Below are 17977 nucleotides of genomic sequence, written 5' to 3' on the forward strand. Positions count from 1 at the left end.
CGTAGTCAGCTTTTCCCACGGGCCGTCAGAGCACCATAAGCCGTTGCTGTGGGTCCGGGTACATTCTTTATATAGGTCATTTCACATGAAACAGACACATTATCGACGGCTCCCCACCGTCCCGCCCATTCCGCCGCGGTGGCACCATGGCGCGGTGACCCACGCACGACAGCACCACATCCAAGTCGTCGCCCACCGTGGAGCCTCCGAGGCCGCCCCGGAGCACACGCTGGCCGCCTACCGGAAGGCCATCGAGGACGGCGCGGACGCCCTCGAGTGCGATGTACGCCTCACCGCGGACGGCCATCTCGTCTGCGTGCACGACCGGCGCGTCAACCGTACGTCCAACGGCCGGGGAGCGGTGTCCGCCCTGGAGCTCGCCGATCTCGCCGCGCTGGACTTCGGGGCCTGGCGCACGCGCGCGTCCTGGCGTGGCCGGGTCGAGGAGCCGGACTGGGAGGTGCGGCCCGAGGACCCCGAGGACACCTCCGTCCTCACCCTGGAGCGGCTGCTCGAACTCGTCGCCGACGCCGGGCGGCCGGTGGAGCTGGCCATCGAGACCAAGCACCCCACGCGGTGGGCCGGGCAGGTCGAGGAGCGGCTGCTGACGCTTCTGAAGCGGTTCGGACTGGACGCCCCGGCCTCGGCCGCGGGGTCGCCGGTGCGTGTGATGAGTTTCTCAGCGCGCTCCCTGCACCGGGTGCGGGCGGCCTCGCCGGCCCTGCCGACGGTCTATCTGATGCAGTTCGTCTCACCGCGGCTGCGGGACGGGCGGCTGCCGGCGGGCGTCGGGATCGCGGGGCCCTCGATCCGGATCGTGCGCAACCAGCCGGCGTACGTGGAGCGGCTCAAGCAGGCGGGACACCAGGTGCACGTGTGGACGGTGAACGATCCCGAGGACGTCGGCCTCTGCGTGGATCTGGGGGTGGACGCCATCATCACCAACCGCCCGCGCGCGGTCCTGAACCGGCTCGGCCGCTGACCGGCCACCGGTCCAGCCACGATGACAGGGAGCGCTCCGGCGCGTTCGGTGAGTGATCGGATGTTCCAAATGCGTCGCCGGACGCGATTCGGCCGGTTTCCGGTACAGGCCGGTGGGGCATCCACACCGTGGCGTGGGGCGAAGGAGGTCTCGGGGGTGGCGTTGGTGGTGGCACAGGAGGTGCCCACGTCGTCGAGCATGGCCGTACCCCATGGCCCTGCGGGCGTGGGGGAAGCAAGACACCGGATGCGTGATCAGTTGCGCAGCGGTGGCGTGGCGGAACCGGTCATCGACGACGCCGTATTGATCCTTTCCGAACTCTTGAGCAATGCCTGCAAGCACGGCCGGCCGCTGCGCGGCGCCCTGGCGGGCGACGGCGACGTCCGGGCCGCATGGCGGGTGGACGCGGGCGGCAGCCTGATCGTCGAGGTGACCGACGGCGGCGGACCGACCCGCCCATCCCCGGCCACCCCCTCGGTCACCGCGCACGGTGGCCGCGGGCTCAACATCATCACCGCCCTCTGCGACGACTGGGGGGTACGGGACGGCGTCGGCGGCGAGGTCACCGTATGGGTGGTCGTCCACGACGACGTGCACGACCCGGACGCCGGCCACCGTCGCGACGACTTCGCCTCCCGGATCACCGCACCGCCCGTGTCGGCGCTGCCCGATCTGGGCTTCACGGACGCCTTCGGCGACCTGGACTGAACACGCACGCGTGCGCCGCGCCCGGGCGATGCCCGGGTCGGGCCGCGGGCCCGGGCGCACGGGGCCGGGCCGGCTCTCCCCGTCCCCCGGCGTTCCCCGCCGTTCGGAGGTGTTCCCCGCCACTCCGCCGCCGCGTCCACAGGGTCCCGTCGATGACGGCGTGAACGGCTAGGCTCGCGCCGTACGAGACGAGCCGTAACCGGGAGACACCCAGATGGCCAAGAAGCGACCCCAGACGAAGGCCAAGCGCCCGCAGCTCACGGATGGAGAGATCCCGGTCGTCGGTGCGCGCGAGCCCTGCCCGTGCGGCAGCGGCCGGCGGTACAAGGCCTGCCACGGCCGAGTCGCCGCGCACGCGGTGACCGAGCTGGTGCAGCGGCCCTTCGAGGGACTGCCCGGCGAGTGCGACTGGGTGGCGCTGCGCGAGCTGGTCCCCGCCGCCACGGCCGGGCTGGCGCTCCGCGACGGCCTGCCCGACGGCGTCCCGGCGATCACGCTCGCCACGGTCCTGCCGATGGCCTGGCCCGCACTGCGCCGCGACGACGGCTCGGTGCTGCTCGGCCTCCAGAACGACACGGCGTCCGGCGACATCAGCCGCGACCTCGCCGACACCCTGCTGCGCGCCCTGGAGGCCAAGCCCGGCACCCCGGTGCAGGGCCGCCGCGCCCCGGCCGACGGCCCGCGGCTTCAGGACCTGCTCGACCTCGAGGCCCCCTTCGAGCCGGTGGTGCACGAGGGCTTCGAGTTCTGGGTGCCGGACGCGGAGAACGCGACGCCGGAGGTCACCGCCTCCCTGGAGCGGGCCAACGCGGCGGCGATTCCGACCGTGCGCCTGGAGAGCGTCGAGGCGGCGTACTGGTGCCGGACGCCGGAGAAGAACCACCTGCGCTGGGTCATGCCGCACGCGGAGGAGCAGCTTCTGGACGCTCTCGCGCGGCTGCACGCGGCGGGCCGGTCGAACCTCGGTGAAGGCACCCGTCTCGTGGGCTCCTTCCGGGCGCACGGCCTCATCGTGCCCGTGTGGGACCTGCCGAGCGAGATGGGCGCCCAGGACGTGGAGAAGCCGGCGGCCGAGTTCGCCGAGCAACTGGCCGCCGCGCTGGCCACACAGACGCCGCTGACCGGGGACGAGCGCCGGGCCCGCGGCGGCCTGACCAACCGCCAGGTCACGCTGAGCTGAGCGACGGCCGGGCGGCCGGCCCTCCGGTAGGCCGCCCAGCTCGGACAGATCGGGTGACCCCGGTCACAACCGGCGGACGGCTCAGGCGAGTCGGTGACCGGAAAGGCCGTCCACCCGGTGACTGGAAAGCCGGGATCGAATTTGCGAACTGCCGATCTCTTGTTACCGTTCCAGTAGCCCGGTTGCTGGTGCATCCCCCGTCGCCAGCAACCGGGCGCTTACGTGTCCGCCACCGCTCACCCAGCGCAGTCGGACGTCAACCGCCCGTTGTCGTGGGCGAGTTGCTCCCGGATCGCAGCAGGAGCGCAGCGCGTACGCCGCGCTCTGCGAACTCCGCGACCGCGCTGTACTCCGCCGCCGTCCCCCGGCTGCGCTCCCGCGGTGTCTCACAGGTCTCCGGCTCCCCGCCCCCGGCCGGCGCGCAGTGCGTCCGTACATTGCGCTCGCCCGGACCCATCAGGGTCAGGTAGGCGTCCAGGGGCCGTCCCGTCGTGTTGCGGTAGTAGGTGCGCGCCCAGGTGTCCTGGCCCTGGATCAGCACACAGGTCTGCGCCTCGACCCCGTCGGGCGAGGTGATCTCGGGGCCGCAGCGCGCGGCGGTCGCGAGCCCCAGGCCGAGCACCAGCGGGGAACGGGCGGGCGCGGCGGAGGGCATCTTGTCGTCGCCGGGCGGCAGGGAGCGCACCGCGGACCGGGCGTCCGTACCGCTCCGGTCGCCCACCTGGCCCGCGGACGCCCCGGCCAGCGGCAGTACGACGGCGCAGCCGACGACGCCCAGGAAGGCGAGCAGCCGGACGCGCTGGGGATCGGGGCCGCCGCGCGGCACTCGGCCTCCGGGTCCGGCGGAACGACGCAGCATGCGGGGACGATAACGGCCCCGGGCGGGCGCTTCGCCCGCCCGGCCACGACACCCCTAGAACTCGGGGGCGCTCACACCCGTACGGGTGAGGGCCTCCACCACCGCGTCGACCACGGCCTCCACATCGGGCACCCAGGGCGAGGCGGAACCGGGCAGCGGGGCACGCTCCCAGCGGATCGGGCCGGCCCCGGTCTCGGAGGGGGGCAGGGCGAGGTAGCCGCCCTCGCCGTGGAAGCGGAGGGAGCCGGGGACGAAGTCCTTGGCGTAGAGCAGTTCGCCCAACTGCTCCATGGAGTACGGCTTGACGAGGATCGCCCAGCGCGTGGGCGAGGCCACGACCGGGCCGAGCCGCATGCCGACGCGGTCGAGCGCCGTGAGGGCGCGGGCGGCCGGGAGGGCCGGCAGGCTCACCGCGCAGGGGGCCTTGCCCCCGGTGGCCAGGACGATCGGCGCGGTGGGCCGGTTGGTCCACCACCAGCGCACCATGCGGGCGTCGGCGGTGGCCGCGAGGAGGCCGGGTTCGAAGGGGTGCGCGCCGGGTACCGTGCACTCCGGGTCGGGGCAGCCGCAGCGGCCGCTGCGCCGCGGATCCGGTGCCACGCCCGGTAGCACGGGCCACTGCCACCGGGTCGCGAAAGTCAGGGCCGCGCTGATCGGCTCAGGCCCCCCGTCACTGTGCTGGGACGGGAGCCTGCGTCGCCTTCCGGGGATCTCGCGCATGAGCGCTCGTTCCTTTCCGTTGCACCGCTGGCAACACCGTGGACCACTCACACCATGTGTCGATCACTGCACTGTGCGTACCTGTTGGCGCATCACACCCCTGCCTTCAGGCACGGGGAACCCCTATGGGCCGAGCATCGGCTGCTTCCACGGCAGCCCCGTCCATACTGCGTCTACCAGAAGCATGGGCGTGGCGCGGGGTGGCGGAGCGTGGCGTTATGCCGTCTTGTGTTCTGCTCTCCGCCTCCATCGCGCAAGGATGGGGCACGGCCGTCGGTGGCTAAGACGCCCGGGTCCGTCGCCAGGTTCCGGGTAGCACCCAACCACCCCTGGCCTTCACCGAGTACGTACCCATCACGACCGCTGTGACGCTCTGTCGAGCAAGCCCAGTCGACCGCAACAGGCCGTCACCCGAGGCAGTTTCAAGCCAACTTCCCTTTTTCGCAAGAGGTGGGGAAGAAGACCCCGAGAAGCCCTCTGACACCAGGAAACCCGGCAGGACAATGCTGGACATCCCCTCACGAGTGCGTGTACATGTGGAGACACTGCTGGCGGCGCAGAATGACATGGGGGTTTGCGATGCTTTTGAGCAATACGCACCGGTCGGAAAGCCGGACGCCATGAACGCCCCCCACCCTCCGAAAGTGGCTGGAATCGATTCGACGGTTCCGGCACCCGCACACACTGTCGCGCCCTCGCCCGCCGTCCCGGACCCCTCCCCAAGCGGTCCGTCCGGCCCGCACGCGCCCCGCCCACCGGGCGCCCTCCTCCAGGACCGGCTCGCCGGCTGGGTCTCCGACCTCACCACCCTGAACGAGCTCACCGAACGGCTGGCCCGTACGAGCGGCCTCGACGCCGCCCTGAAGGAACTGCTGCGCGCCGGCGCCGCCCTCGTCGGCGCCCGGCGCGGTCTCGCCGTCCTCGAACCGGACGACGGACTCGGCCCCGACACCACCATCGGCCTCGGCCTCGCACGGGCCGATCTCGGCCACATCGAGACCGTGCCGCGCAGCGCCATGCCCTACGGGACGCTCCTCGACACCGCGGCCGGGCTGCCGGGCGGCGACGGCGAGGTCGTGCGCCCCGACCTGTTCGCCGAGGACGGCCTCGATCCGCGCCACCGCGAGGTGGCCGACCGCCTCGGCTACGCCGCCAGCTACGCGCTGCCCCTGTCCACCGAGACCGCCGGCCGCCTCGGCGCCGCCGTCTGGTTCTACGACGAGCCCGCCGAGCCGGCCGAGCGGCAGCGCCACCTCGCCGGCCTCTACCTCCGCTTCGCCACCGAGCACCTGGCGCGCCTGCTCGACACCGAGCGCACGCGCGCGTGCATGGCGACGGTCTACGAGGAGCTGCTGCCCTCCCGGCTGCCCCGCGTCCCTGGCGTCCGGCTCGCCTCCCGGCACCGCACCGGGCCACGCGGCGGCGGCGACTGGTACGACGCGCTGCCGCTGCCCGACGCCGCGCTCGGCCTCGCGGTCGGCGCGGTCACCGGCGCCGGGCCCGGCGCGATCGCCGCGATGGGCCGGCTGCGGGCGTCCCTGCGGGCGTACGCGGTGATGGAGGGCGAGGATCCCGTCGCCGTCCTGTCCGACCTCGAACTGCTTCTGCGGCTGACCGAGCCCGCCCGCTCCGCCACAGCCCTGTTCGCCTACTGCGAACCCGCGCTGCGCCGCATCACCCTGGCGGGCGCCGGGCACTGCCCCCCGCTGCTGCTCGGCGAACGGCGCACGGAGTTCGTGGAGACTTCCGTGTCCGCGCCGCTGGGCATGCTCTCCTGCTGGGAGGCGCCGAGCGTGGAGTTCCAGGTGGCCGCGGGCGAGACGCTGCTGCTCTACACCGACGGGCTGCTGCACCGCACCGGCGATCCCGTGGACCGCGCCTTCGCCCGGCTGCACACGGCCGCGGCGAGCGTCCCGCGGACACTGCGACACGACCCGGGGGCCGTCGCCGACCACGTCCTGCACACGGTCCTGCCGAACGGTCTCGACGTGACCGACGGCGCGGAGGACGTGGCGCTGCTGGCGGCGTGCTTCGAGTAGGCCGCCCGGTGACCCGGTAACAGGTGCTTCCGCCTCTGGCCCCCTTCCGCACGACCGTACGATGGGGGATGGCCCAATGGCTGTATCGAGGAGGAAGACCGTGGCGCAGGAGCTGCCGGAGACCCCGGAGACCGCCGAAGAAGAACCGATCAAGCAGCGGAAGAACGGCCTGTACCCGGGCGTGTCCGACGAGCTCGCCGCAAACATGAAGTCCGGCTGGGCCGACACCGAGCTGCACGGCCTGGAGCCGGTCGAGCAGGCGGAGCACACCGCGCGCCGCCGCGCCGCACTGTCCGCACGCTTCCCCGGCGAGCGCCTGGTCATCCCCGCGGGCAACCTGAAGACCCGCTCGAACGACACCGAGTACCCCTTCCGCTCCTCGGTCGAGTACGCCTACCTCACCGGCAACCAGACCGAGGACGGCGTCCTGGTCCTGGAGCCCACCGCGGACGGGCACCGGGGGACGCTCTACCTCCTGCCGCGCTCCGACCGTGAGAACGGCGAGTTCTGGCTCTCCGGCCAGGGCGAGCTGTGGGTCGGCCGCCGCCACTCCCTGGGCGAGGCCGAGACTCTGTACGGCATCCCGACCTCCGACGTGCGCGAACTGGCGGACAAGCTGCGCGAGGCCACCGGCCCGGTCCGCGTCGTGCGCGGCTACGACGCCGGCCTCGAGGCCGCCCTGACCGACAAGGTCACCGCCGAGCGCGACGAGGAGCTGCGGGTCTTCCTCTCCGAGGCCCGCGTGGTCAAGGACGACTTCGAGATCGGCGAGCTGCAGAAGGCCGTCGACTCCACCGTGCGCGGCTTCGAGGACGTGGTGAAGGTCCTCGACAAGGCCGAGGCGACCAGCGAGCGCTACATCGAGGGAACGTTCTTCCTCCGCGCGCGCGTCGAGGGCAACGACGTCGGCTACGGCTCCATCTGCGCGTCCGGCCCGCACGCCTGCACCCTGCACTGGGTGCGCAACGACGGCCCGGTCCGCTCCGGCGACCTGCTCCTGCTGGACGCGGGCGTGGAGACGCACACCCTCTACACCGCCGACGTCACGCGCACGCTGCCCGTCAACGGCACGTACAACGAGATCCAGAAGAAGATCTACGACGCGGTGTACGAGTCCCAGGAGGCCGGCATCGCGGCGGTCAAGCCGGGCGCCAAGTACCGCGACTTCCACGACGCCGCCCAGCGCGTGCTCGCGGAGAAGCTCGTCGAGTGGGGCCTGGTCGAGGGCCCGGTCGAGCGGGTCCTGGAGCTGGGTCTGCAGCGCCGCTGGACGCTGCACGGCACCGGCCACATGCTCGGCATGGACGTCCACGACTGCGCCGCCGCGCGGACCGAGACGTACGTCGACGGCACGCTGGAGCCGGGCATGGTCCTCACCGTCGAGCCGGGCCTGTACTTCCAGGCCGACGACCTGACCGTGCCGGAGGAGTACCGCGGCATCGGCGTCCGCATCGAGGACGACATCCTGGTCACCGAGGACGGCAACCGCAACCTCTCGGCCGGCCTGCCGCGCCGCTCCGACGAGGTCGAGGCCTGGATGGCGTCGCTGAAGAGCTGATACGGGTCCGAAGGCCGGGTACCCGCGCGGTGCCCGGCCTTCCCGTGCCGGGGCGCGGGTCCCGGACGTGCATTCACGTACCTAGGGGGAGGGTTCTCGTGGAGGACTTCTGGTCCGGTGCCGGGTTGGACCTGCATCTGGAACCGGACGCGGCGGCGGGCCGCCGGGCGGGACTGGAGAAGGCGCTCCGCGACGCGGTGCGGGACGGGCGGCTGTCGCCCGGGACACGGCTGCCGGCGACCCGCCGGCTGGCCGCCGAACTCGGCATCTCGCGGGGCACCGCGAAGGCGGCGTACGACCAACTGGTCGCCGAGGGCTATCTGACGGCGCGGCAGGGGTCGGGCACCCGGGTCGCCGCCCTGCCGGCCATCGACGCGCAGGAGCCGGGAGCGGCGGCACGCGCGCGTGCTCCCCGTTTCGACCTGCGGCCCGGCAGCCCGGACGTCGGCACCTTCCCGGCGGCGGCCTGGCTGCGGGCACTGCGCCGGGCCATCGCGACGGCGCCCTCGCTGACGTACGACTACGGCGACCCGCGCGGCCGGATCGAGCTGCGCACGGCGCTGTCGGGCTATCTGGGGCGGGCGCGCGGAGTGATCGCTCCGCCCGAGCGGATCGTCATCACCTCGGGGTACGTGCAGGGGCTGGCGCTCCTCACCCGCGTACTGGACGGGGCCGAGGTCGCCATGGAGGACCCCGGGCTGCCCTTCCACCGGGAGGTGGTGCGGCGGGCGGGCGGCAGCGTGGCGCCGGTCCGGGTCGACGAACGCGGTGTGTGCGCCCAGGACCTGGGCGAGCAGAGGGCCGTCGTCGTCACCCCGGCGCACCAGTACCCGACCGGCGTGACCCTGCACCCGGAGCGGCGGCGGGCGCTGACCGACTGGGCACGCGCGCGTGGAGGGCTGATCGTCGAGGACGACTACGACGGCGAGTTCCGCTACGACCGCCAGCCGGTGGGCGCGCTCCAGGGCATGGCGCCGGGTCAGGTCGCCTATCTGGGCACCGCCTCCAAGACCCTGGGGCCGGCCCTGCGACTGGGCTGGATGGTGCTGCCGCCGCACCTGGTCGACGCGGTGGCCGAGGCCAAGCTGCACAGCGACCACCACACCGAGACCATCGGCCAGTTGGCGCTCGCCGAGCTGATCGACAGCCATGCCTACGACCGCCACATACGCGCGTGCCGTCTTCGCTACCGGCGCCGCCGGGACCAGCTCCTGGACCGCCTCGACTCCCGCCGGGTGCGCGGGATCGCCGCCGGTCTGCACGCCCTGGTGGACGTCGCCGACGAAGCGGAGACGCTGGCCCGCGCGGAGGCGGTGGGCCTGGCCCTCGGCCGTCTGGCCGACCACTGGCACACCCCCGGCGAGGAGCGCCCCCAGGGCATGGTCGTCGGCTACGGCACCCCCCGGGAACGGGTCTACCCCGAGGCCCTGGAGGCCCTGGCGAAGCTCCTGGCCGGCGCCTGAGGGGGTTCCGCCCCGCCGCCCGACCCGGGACACGCCCGGACTCCCGGCCGGCGTCCCGCGCGGCGCTGCACCGCGACCGGCCGCGCTACACCGCCACCAGCGGGGCGTCCTCGCGCCACTTGAGGATCTTGTCGAAGCTCACCACCGCGCCGCCCCGGCCCGGCCTGTTGCGGATGTGGACGTGGTCGGCGAGTTCCTGGATGAGATACAGGCCGCGGCCGTGCTCGGCCTCGGCGCGCGCGGCGCGGACCGGGCGGCGGCGGCCGCGGCCCGCCGGCGGGAAGCCGGGGCCCGCGTCGGCCACCTCGATGCGGCACTTCTCCCCGTCCAAAAAGGCGGTGACGCGGTACCCGCCGGAGGATTCGGGGTCCCCGCCGTGCTCCACCGCGTTCGCGCAGGCCTCGCTCAGGGCCACGGACAGGTCGTAGGAGATGTCGGGGTCGACGCCCGCGGTCTCCATGGTGCCGAGCAGCAGTCGCCGCGCGAGCGGCACGCTCGCGGCGTCACGCCGCAGATGGAGTGACCACCAGATGCTCATGCTCCAGCCTCCCGGCGCGGCTCGACATACCGTTACGTATTGCCCCGAGTGCCCTGCCATAAGCACGGCGTTGACACGACACGGTCCGATCGGCGGACGCGGCGGGGCGGGGAATCGGTGTATGTGCGGGCCGACGGCATCAGAACGTGATCTTCCGGATCTACCGCATCTTGTGGACCTGCCGTACGGCGGGCCCGGGTCCAGTGGGATGATGAGGCCGCCATGTCTGCCCCCCGCCCGCGCACGGCACCCGCCGGACGCGGTCTCCGGATCCTGCGGGCCGCGGTGTTCGCCGCGGTCTGCGTCGTGCTGGCCGCGGCCGGGCACACGCTGGCCTCCTGCGCCGCGGTGCCGCTGTGGACGCTGGGCGCGGGGTTCCTGGGGGCGCTGGTCGTGGTGGCGCCCCTCGCCGGGCGCGCGCGTTCCCTGCCGGGGATCGCGGCGCTGCTCGTGGTCGGCCAGACCGTGTTGCACAGCCTGTTCGGCATGGGGCAGAGCGGCATGGGCGCCATGGCCTCCGGTGCCACGACCATGGGCTCCACGGGATCGACGGGACCGACGGGTTCGCTGCCCGTGCTGTCCGACGCCGAGCTCGTCCAGCAGGCCGCCCGGTACGCGTGCGGGGCGACCGCCGCCGCGATCAGCCCGGCCCAGGCCTACCGGATACTCGTCGACGCACACGCCTACGGCGGCGCCGGCACGGGCCCGAGCGCCCCGCACCACCCGGCGGACTCCCCGTTCCCCATCGGCGCGGCCGCCGCGCTGCTGCCGTCCCTGCCGATGCTGCTCGTCCACGTCCTGGCCGCCGTCGCCACGGGCTGGGTGCTGCGGCGCGGCGACCTGGCCCTGCTGCGGCTGATCGAGCTGTCGGCGCACGGAGTCGCCGAGGCCGCGCTCGTGCGGTCCCTGCGCGGGGCGCTCGCCCTGGTGCGCGCCCTGTGCGCCGGGCCGCCCACGACGGCCGGCACCGGCCCGCGCTTCCGGCGCACCGCCGACTCCGCGCCGCTCACCCCGCACACCACCGCACTCCAGCACACGGTGATCCGCCGCGGCCCGCCGACCGCCGCCGCACTCGTCCTCGCTGCCTGACGCGACGCGACCACCAGCCCACCGAGCGGGTTTCCGCCGGGGGAGCGGCCGCCGTCGTGCGGCACGCGCGCGCGTGCCCGTCCGGCGGGAACACCGGGAGCACCGGTCCCGCCCCGCACGCGCACCCCCTCAGACACCGGAACTCACCCGATGCGGAGTGCACCCCCTATGAAGGCTTCTCGACTCGTCGCCACCGCCGCCGTCGCCGGCTCGGCCGTCCTCGCCCTGTCCGCCCCCGCGTTCGCGCACGTCAGCGTCCAGCCGGAGGGCCCCGCCGCCAAGGGCGGCTACGCCGTCGTCGACTTCAAGGTCCCCAACGAGCGCGACAACGCCTCCACCACCAAGATCGAGGTCAACTTCCCGACCGACCACCCGCTGGCCTCCGTGATGCCGCAGCCGATGACCGGCTGGAAGATCGACGTCACCAAGTCCCAGCTGGACAAGCCGCTGGAGATGCACGGCAAGAAGATCTCCGAAGCCGTCACCAAGGTCACCTGGACCGCCGACGGCGACGGCATCAAGCCCGGCTTCTTCCAGAAGTTCCCGGTCTCCATCGGCACGCTGCCCGAGGACGCCGACCAGCTGGTCTTCAAGGCGATCCAGACGTACTCCAACAAGGAGGTCGTGCGCTGGATCGAGGTGCCGCAGAAGGGCCAGGCCGAGCCGGACAACCCGGCACCGGTGCTTCAGCTGACCGCGGCCTCGGAGGGTGACGGACACGACGCGTCGGCCAAGGACGCCGCCGCCGACACCAAGCCCGCCGCCCAGGCCACCGCCGCCGACACCTCCAAGAGCGGCAGCGATACCACCGCCCGCGTCCTCGGCATCCTCGGCATCCTCGTCGGCGCGGCCGGCGTGGCCTACGGCGTACTCGCCGGCCGCAGGCGCACCACCGCCTGATCCGGCTCGTCCGTCACGCGCTCCGGGGGTCGTGCGACTCTCGCGTACGGCCCCCGGTGCGCGCCGGAGTTCTCACATCTGGGACATTTCTCTATGCGCAACAAGACCTTCGTCGCGGCCGCCCTGCTCGCCGCGGCCACCATGACCCTCTCCGCGTGCGGCAGCGGCAGCGACGGCGGGAAGCCCGTCGCCGTCGTCTCCGAGGACACCTCGCAGAAGGCCGCGACCGTCCTCGACCAGCCGTTCGAGAAGCCGGACCTGGTCCTCACCGACACCCGGGGAAAGCAGTACGACCTCCGCAAGGAGACCGCCGGCCACCCGACGCTGGTCTACTTCGGCTACACCCACTGCCCCGACGCCTGCCCGCTGACCATGAACAACATCGCGGTCGCCAAGAAGGCGCTGCCCAAGGCCGAGCAGGACGACCTGCGCGTGGTGTTCGTCACGACCGACCCGGACCGCGACACCCCGGCCGAGCTCGGCAAGTGGCTCAAGATGATCGACCCGCAGTTCATAGGACTGACCGGCGACTTCTCCACCATCCAGGCCGGCGCGCGCACCCTGGGCATCTCCATCGAGCCGACCACGAAGGACAAGAACGGCAAGCTCGTCTCGATGCACGGCACCCAGGTGATCGCGTTCTCCCCGAAGACCGACGCCGGGTACGTCCTCTACGGCGAGGACGCCACCGTCGACGACTACACCAAGGACCTCCCCAGGATCGTCAAGGGGGAGAACCCGTGAGGCGGCCGGCACCGGCGGCGGCACTCGTGGCCGCGGCCCTGACCGGTACCGCCCTGCTGTCCGGCTGTGGCGCGTCCTCCGGGACCGGCGACGCGAAGGCCGAACTGTCCGTCCACTCCGCCTACATGCCCCAGCCGGTGTCGGACGCGATGGCGGCAGGCTTCCTGACGATCGAGAACAAGGGCGGCGCCAAGGACGAACTCACCTCGGTCACCAGCGCCGAGGCCGAGGACGTCACCGTGCACCAGACAGCCGGCGGGGTCATGACGGAGGCCGGCCCCCTCACCGTCCCCGCCCACGGGCGGCTCGTGTTCGAGAGCGGCGGCAACCACCTGATGTTCGACAAGCTGAAGCGCGCGCCCCGGCAGGGCCAGACGGTCCTCGTCGAACTGCACTTCGCCGAATCCGGCACCGTCAAGGTCGAGATGCCGGTGAAATCGGCCACGTACAACCCCGCGACCGGACACTGAGGGAGGGACCACCTTGTCGCAGACCATCGCCCCACGCATCCGGGCCCTGATGCTGCTGTTCATGGCCGTCGCCGGCGTGCTCCTCGCCGGAGCCGCCCCGGCCTCCGCGCACGCCGCGCTGACCGGCAGCGATCCGCAGCAGGGGGCGGTGGTCGACAAGGCGCCCGCCCAGGTGTCGCTGACCTTCTCCGAGCAGGTCGCCCTGAGCGACAACTCGCTGCGCGTCCTGGACCCCAAGGGCAATCGCGTCGACACCGGCAAGCCCACCGAGGTCAGCGGGACGACGTACGCCGTGCGACTGCGCAGCGGGCTGCCGGACGGCACCTACACCGTCGCCTACCAGGTGGTCTCGGCCGACAGCCACCCCGTCGGCGGTGCCTACACCTTCTCCATCGGCGCCCCCTCCAAGACGACCGCCGCGGTCGGCGACCAGACGGCGGGCGGCGGGATCGTCGGCGGGCTCTACGGGTTCGGGCGGTACGTGTCGTACGCCGGCTTCGTCGTCCTGGCCGGCGGTGCCGCCTTCGTACTGGCCTGCTGGCAGCGCGGCTCGGGAGTGCGGGCGGTGCAGCGGCTCATCGTCTCCGGCTGGGTCGCGCTCACCTCGGCCACACTCGCGCTGCTGCTCCTGCGCGGCTCCTACACCAGCTCCGGAAAGATCGGGGACGTCTTCGACCTGACGCTCCTCGGGCAGGTGCTCCAGACCAGGACCGGGGCGGCCCTCGTCTCCCGGCTGCTGCTGCTCGCCGCGGCGGCGCTGTTCGTCGCGGTGCTCTTCGGGGAGTACCAGAAGCGCACGGACGACGAGAAGCGCGATCTGACCTTCGGGCTCGCGATCGGCGGCACCGTGGTCGCCGTCGGGCTCGCGGCCAGCTGGGCCATGTCCGAGCACGCCTCGACCGGGCTCCAGCCGGGCATCGCGATGCCGGTCGACGTCGTCCACCTGCTCGCCGTGGCCGCCTGGCTCGGCGGTCTCGTCGCCCTCCTGGTCGCGCTGTACCGGGCGCCCGCCGAGACCCCGGTCGAGACCGCGGCCGTACGCCGCTTCTCCCGAGTCGCCTTCGGTTCCGTCCTCGCCCTGGTCGTGACCGGCACCTATCAGTCCTGGCGCCAGGTCGGCTCCTGGTCGGCGCTCACCGACACCCGCTACGGACAGCTGCTCCTCGTCAAGATCGGTCTGGTGGCGTTGATGGTCGGCGTCGCCTGGACCTCCCGCCGCTGGACGGGCCGACTGGCGCAGACGGCCGCCGCGAAGGCCCCGGCCAAGGCACGCGCGAAGGTCGCGGCGACCGCGGGCAAGAATCCCGGCCCGGACGCGAAGGCCGGGGCTGTGAAGACCGGGGGTGGGGCCGGAAAGACCGGAACCGGGAAGGCCGGCGGCGACAAGGCCGAGCCCGGTGGGAAGGCGGCGAAGGGGGAGGCCGCCCGGCGGGCCGCCCAGCTCGCCCGGCAGCAGGCCGCCGTGGACACCGCGCGGCGAAAGCAGCTGCGGGACGCCGACCCCCACCGCTTCGGGCTGCGCCGGTCCGTGCTGATGGAAGCGGGTGTCGCCGTCGTGCTGCTCGCCGTCACCACCGTGCTGACGCAGACCGAACCAGGGCGCACGGAGACGGAGGCCAGGACCGCCACGTCGTCCCCCGCGTCCTCGTCCTCGCCCTCCGGGGTGGGCGCGGTCACCCTCGACATGCCGTTCGACACCGGCGGCAAGGACGGCAAGGGCGTCGTACGGATCGACATCGACCCCGCGCGCGTGGGCGGCAACGAGTTGCACATCTTTGCCCTCGGGCCGAACGGGCGCCTCCGCGACATCACCGAGCTCAAGATCGCCTTCACGCTGGCCGCGAAGGACCTCGGACCGCTCCCGGTCAACCCCGAGTACGTCACCACCGGACACTGGGTGGCGAGCGGAGTGCAGATCCCCATGGCGGGCGACTGGCAGGTCGCCGTGACCGTGCGGACCTCCGACATCGACCAGGTGACCGTCACCAAGAACGCGCAGATCGGCTGAACCGCACCATGACCGACCAGTCCACCCCGGAGGCCACCTCCCCGGCCCCCTCGCCCGCGGCGACCGCGTCCGCGCGGGCCGGCACCGCCGCAGGAGCGGGCGTGTCGCGCCGACGGCTGCTCGGCACGGCCGGTGCCACCGGGCTCGTCCTCGGCGCGACCGGCGCGGGCCTCGGCTACACGGCGGCGCCCGCCGGTGCCACCCCGCTCACCTCGCTCGGCGCCGACCGGGCGATGTTTCACGGGAAACATCAGCCCGGCATCACCGACGCCCTCCAGGCCCGCGGCCATCTCGTCGCCTTCGACCTCGCGCCCGGAGCGGGCCGCAAGGAAGCCGCCGCGCTGCTGCGCCGCTGGTCGGCGACGACCGAGCGGCTGATGGCGGGTGAGCCCACCGCGCACGACGACACCGACGTGGCACGGGACGCGGGCCCCTCGGCGCTGACGGTCACCTTCGGCTTCGGCCACTCCTTCTTCGACCGGACGGATCTGCGCCGGCAGCGGCCCGGTGCTCTCGACCCGCTGCCCGACTTCTCCTCCGACCGGCTCGACAAGGCCCGCAGCAACGGTGATCTCTGGGTGCAGATCGGCGCGAACGACGCGCTGGTCGCCTTCCACGCCCTGCGCGCCCTCCAGAAGGACGCGGATGGCGCCGCCCGCGTCCGCTGGCAGATGAACGGCTTCAACCGCTCCCCCGGAGCCACCGCGCGGCCCATGACGGCCCGCAACCTGATGGGGCAGATCGACGGCACCCGCAACCCGAAGCCGGCCGACCCGGACTTCGACCAGCGCCTCTTCGTGCCCGCGAAGGGCGATCCGGCCTGGATGGCGAACGGCTCCTACGTCGTCGTACGCCGTATCCGGATGCTCCTGGACGACTGGGAGAAGCTGTCGCTCCCCCAGCAGGAGAACGTCATCGGGCGCCGCAAGTCCGACGGGGCGCCACTCGGCGGCTCCACCGAGACGACCGCGATGGACCTGGAGAAGACCGGCGAGGACGGCACCTACGTCGTCCCGGTCAACGCCCACGCCCGGATCACCCGGCCCGACCAGAACGGGGGCGCTGCCATGCTCCGGCGCCCCTTCTCCTACCACGACGGCTTCGACGCCGACGGTGCCCCGGACGCGGGCCTGCTGTTCATCTGCTGGCAGGCGGACCCGCTGCGTGGCTTTGTACCGGTGCAGCGCAAGCTGGACCGCGGCGACGCGCTGTCGGCGTACATCCGGCACGAGGCGAGCGGTCTGTTCGCGGTCCCGGGCGGGGCGGCGAAGGGCGAGTACGTGGGGCAGCGGCTGCTGGAGGGGTGAGCACGGCGGGAGCCGGCGCGATCACACCCGTCACACCCGGTTCACCCGGGGGAGGGGCTTCCATGAGACACGCGAGCCGGGTCCGGCCGAGGCCATTAGGGTGAGGTCATGCCAGCGAGCTATGCGTATCTCGGCCCCGAGGGCACCTTCACCGAAGTCGCCCTGCGCACCCTTCCCGAGACGGCCACGCGGGAACTGGTTCCGTACGTGTCCGTGCAGTCGGCGCTGGACGCCGTCCGGGCCGGCGCGGCCGAGGCCGCCTTCGTGCCGATCGAGAACTCCGTCGAGGGCGGCATCACCACCACGCTCGACGAGCTGGTCGCGGGCCAGCCGCTGATGATCTACCGCGAGGTGCTGCTGTCGATCACCTTCGCGCTGCTGGTCAGGCCCGGTACGACGCTGTCTGACATCAAGACGGTCACCGCCCACCCGGCCGCCCAGCCGCAGGTGCGCAACTGGCTCTCGGCGAACCTCCCGGACGCCGTCTGGGAGTCGGCCGCCTCGAACGCGGACGGCGCCCGCCTGGTCCAGGAGGGCCGCTACGACGCCGCGTTCGCCGGTGAGTTCGCGGCCGCGCGGTACGGGCTCGTGCCCCTGGAGACGGACATCCACGACGCGGAGAACGCGCAGACCCGGTTCGTGCTGGTCGGCCGGCCCGCGCGGCCCGCCGCGCCGAGCGGCACGGACAAGACGTCCGTGGTGCTGTGGCAGCGCGACGACCATCCCGGCGGGCTGCGCGACCTGCTGGGCGAGTTCAGCACCCGCGGTATCAACCTGATGCTGCTGCAGTCCCGCCCGACGGGCGCCGGCATCGGCAACTACTGCTTCTGCGTCGACGCCGAGGGCCACATCAACGACCGCCGGATGGCGGAGGCCCTGATGGGCCTCAAGCGGATCTGCCTCCAGGTGCGCTTCCTGGGCTCGTACCCGCGGGCGGACGGCGACACGGCGGACGTACGGCCTCTGCTGGCCGGGACTTCGGACCAGGAGTTCGTGGCGGCGGCGGACTGGGTGGCACACTGCCAGGACGGCCGTTTCTAGCCGGCTGTGCCGCTTCCGGCCGGTGCTGCCCGCGGATGTTGGTTGTCCACAGAAGTTATCCACACCCCTCCCTCTCGACCTGGGGACAAGTCGACACCCAATGGGGACTCGGTCGACAAATCGCCCTTCGGGCCCCAAGATCGGTCGAGGCCCCACAGGTCACCCTTCGTCCACTCGTCTCCTTTGGTTCATCTTTTGGGGCGACCCCTTTCCACCGAAAGTGGGCGTCCGGGCACCTCAAGACAGGAATTCCTCCCTCCGCACAACGCTTCCGGAGTGATCAATTCCGAAATCCACAGATCTTCCACACAGCCTGTGGATAACTCTCCGGAGGGTGTGGATTCCTGTGGACAACCCGACCTCAAGTCCCC

Annotated in this window: 16 protein-coding genes; 13 read left to right on the plus strand and 3 right to left on the minus strand. The window is 72.7% G+C overall.

Annotation, left to right across the window (positions count from 1 at the left end; all coding sequences use genetic code 11):
- Positions 1–154: 154 nt before the first annotated feature.
- The 3 genes from ACWEK3_RS00205 (at position 155) to ACWEK3_RS00215 (ending at position 2870) form a co-directional block, all read left to right on the plus strand.
- Positions 155–982: a glycerophosphodiester phosphodiesterase gene (locus tag ACWEK3_RS00205; RefSeq protein ID WP_450540838.1), complete on the plus strand. Its 828-nt coding sequence runs from the start codon at positions 155–157 to the stop codon at positions 980–982.
- Positions 983–1051: 69 nt separating this feature from the next.
- Entirely contained in the window at positions 1052–1690 is a 639-nt protein-coding gene (locus ACWEK3_RS00210; RefSeq protein ID WP_390873001.1) for an ATP-binding protein, read from the plus strand.
- Positions 1691–1904: 214 nt separating this feature from the next.
- Entirely contained in the window at positions 1905–2870 is a 966-nt protein-coding gene (locus ACWEK3_RS00215; RefSeq protein ID WP_450540837.1) for a DUF5926 family protein, read from the plus strand.
- A 256-nt stretch (positions 2871–3126) separates the two neighbouring features.
- Here the strand turns inward: ACWEK3_RS00215 and ACWEK3_RS00220 are convergent, their stop codons facing one another.
- Both ACWEK3_RS00220 and ACWEK3_RS00225 read right to left on the minus strand, forming a co-directional pair.
- On the minus strand, positions 3127–3729 hold the full coding sequence (locus ACWEK3_RS00220; RefSeq protein ID WP_450540835.1) for a hypothetical protein: 603 nt from the start codon (positions 3727–3729) through the stop codon (positions 3127–3129).
- Positions 3730–3783: 54 nt separating this feature from the next.
- Positions 3784–4449, minus strand: a complete 666-nt coding sequence (locus ACWEK3_RS00225; protein WP_376405872.1) for a bifunctional DNA primase/polymerase — start codon at positions 4447–4449, stop codon at positions 3784–3786.
- A 503-nt stretch (positions 4450–4952) separates the two neighbouring features.
- Between ACWEK3_RS00225 and ACWEK3_RS00230 the strand changes: the two genes are divergently transcribed.
- The 3 genes from ACWEK3_RS00230 to pdxR all read left to right on the plus strand — a co-directional run bounded on the left by ACWEK3_RS00230 (position 4953) and on the right by pdxR (position 9509).
- Positions 4953–6488, plus strand: a complete 1536-nt coding sequence (locus tag ACWEK3_RS00230; RefSeq protein ID WP_450540834.1) for a PP2C family protein-serine/threonine phosphatase — start codon at positions 4953–4955, stop codon at positions 6486–6488.
- 76 nt (positions 6489–6564) lie between these two features.
- Positions 6565–8046 (plus strand): aminopeptidase P family protein, encoded by a 1482-nt coding sequence (locus tag ACWEK3_RS00235; protein ID WP_450540832.1) that lies wholly within the window; start codon positions 6565–6567, stop codon positions 8044–8046.
- A gap of 98 nt (positions 8047–8144) precedes the next feature.
- Positions 8145–9509, plus strand: coding sequence for a MocR-like pyridoxine biosynthesis transcription factor PdxR (gene pdxR, locus ACWEK3_RS00240; RefSeq protein WP_453248567.1), 1365 nt, complete (start codon positions 8145–8147; stop codon positions 9507–9509).
- A gap of 85 nt (positions 9510–9594) precedes the next feature.
- Here the strand turns inward: pdxR and ACWEK3_RS00245 are convergent, their stop codons facing one another.
- Positions 9595–10047 (minus strand): ATP-binding protein, encoded by a 453-nt coding sequence (locus ACWEK3_RS00245; protein ID WP_361421145.1) that lies wholly within the window; start codon positions 10045–10047, stop codon positions 9595–9597.
- A gap of 222 nt (positions 10048–10269) precedes the next feature.
- Between ACWEK3_RS00245 and ACWEK3_RS00250 the strand changes: the two genes are divergently transcribed.
- From ACWEK3_RS00250 to pheA, 7 genes are all read left to right on the plus strand, one after another.
- Positions 10270–11136, plus strand: coding sequence for a hypothetical protein (locus tag ACWEK3_RS00250; RefSeq protein ID WP_450540828.1), 867 nt, complete (start codon positions 10270–10272; stop codon positions 11134–11136).
- Between the two features lie 168 nt (positions 11137–11304).
- On the plus strand, positions 11305–12036 hold the full coding sequence (locus tag ACWEK3_RS00255; protein WP_450540826.1) for a YcnI family copper-binding membrane protein: 732 nt from the start codon (positions 11305–11307) through the stop codon (positions 12034–12036).
- 93 nt (positions 12037–12129) lie between these two features.
- On the plus strand, positions 12130–12780 hold the full coding sequence (locus tag ACWEK3_RS00260; protein ID WP_388730312.1) for an SCO family protein: 651 nt from the start codon (positions 12130–12132) through the stop codon (positions 12778–12780).
- On the plus strand, positions 12777–13250 hold the full coding sequence (locus tag ACWEK3_RS00265) for a copper chaperone PCu(A)C (RefSeq protein WP_390725581.1): 474 nt from the start codon (positions 12777–12779) through the stop codon (positions 13248–13250). The genes ACWEK3_RS00260 and ACWEK3_RS00265 overlap by 4 nt, the downstream gene beginning before the upstream one ends.
- A gap of 13 nt (positions 13251–13263) precedes the next feature.
- The gene (locus ACWEK3_RS00270; RefSeq protein ID WP_450540824.1) at positions 13264–15258 is read left to right on the plus strand and encodes a copper resistance CopC/CopD family protein; all 1995 of its coding nucleotides are present in this window, start codon (positions 13264–13266) and stop codon (positions 15256–15258) included.
- 8 nt (positions 15259–15266) lie between these two features.
- Entirely contained in the window at positions 15267–16565 is a 1299-nt protein-coding gene (efeB, locus tag ACWEK3_RS00275) for an iron uptake transporter deferrochelatase/peroxidase subunit (RefSeq protein WP_450540822.1), read from the plus strand.
- Positions 16566–16673: 108 nt separating this feature from the next.
- Positions 16674–17606, plus strand: coding sequence for a prephenate dehydratase (gene pheA, locus ACWEK3_RS00280; protein ID WP_450540820.1), 933 nt, complete (start codon positions 16674–16676; stop codon positions 17604–17606).
- Positions 17607–17977: the final 371 nt, after the last annotated feature.

The organism is Streptomyces sp. NPDC004721, assembly GCF_053601495.1.

Excerpts from the sequence above, each read along its gene's own strand:
- ACWEK3_RS00235 (WP_450540832.1), top strand. The coding sequence starts at position 6,565 with ATGGCTGTATCGAGGAGGAAGACCGTGGCGCAGGAGCTGCCGGAGACC.
- ACWEK3_RS00255 (WP_450540826.1), top strand. The coding sequence starts at position 11,305 with ATGAAGGCTTCTCGACTCGTCGCCACCGCCGCCGTCGCCGGCTCGGCC.
- ACWEK3_RS00230 (WP_450540834.1), top strand. The coding sequence starts at position 4,953 with ATGCTGGACATCCCCTCACGAGTGCGTGTACATGTGGAGACACTGCTG.
- ACWEK3_RS00225 (WP_376405872.1), bottom strand. The coding sequence starts at position 4,449 with ATGCGCGAGATCCCCGGAAGGCGACGCAGGCTCCCGTCCCAGCACAGT.
- ACWEK3_RS00260 (WP_388730312.1), top strand. The coding sequence starts at position 12,130 with ATGCGCAACAAGACCTTCGTCGCGGCCGCCCTGCTCGCCGCGGCCACC.
- ACWEK3_RS00210 (WP_390873001.1), top strand. The coding sequence starts at position 1,052 with ATGCGTCGCCGGACGCGATTCGGCCGGTTTCCGGTACAGGCCGGTGGG.
- ACWEK3_RS00250 (WP_450540828.1), top strand. The coding sequence starts at position 10,270 with ATGTCTGCCCCCCGCCCGCGCACGGCACCCGCCGGACGCGGTCTCCGG.
- ACWEK3_RS00215 (WP_450540837.1), top strand. The coding sequence starts at position 1,905 with ATGGCCAAGAAGCGACCCCAGACGAAGGCCAAGCGCCCGCAGCTCACG.
- ACWEK3_RS00220 (WP_450540835.1), bottom strand. The coding sequence starts at position 3,729 with ATGCTGCGTCGTTCCGCCGGACCCGGAGGCCGAGTGCCGCGCGGCGGC.
- efeB (WP_450540822.1), top strand. The coding sequence starts at position 15,267 with ATGACCGACCAGTCCACCCCGGAGGCCACCTCCCCGGCCCCCTCGCCC.
- pheA (WP_450540820.1), top strand. The coding sequence starts at position 16,674 with ATGCCAGCGAGCTATGCGTATCTCGGCCCCGAGGGCACCTTCACCGAA.
- ACWEK3_RS00245 (WP_361421145.1), bottom strand. The coding sequence starts at position 10,047 with ATGAGCATCTGGTGGTCACTCCATCTGCGGCGTGACGCCGCGAGCGTG.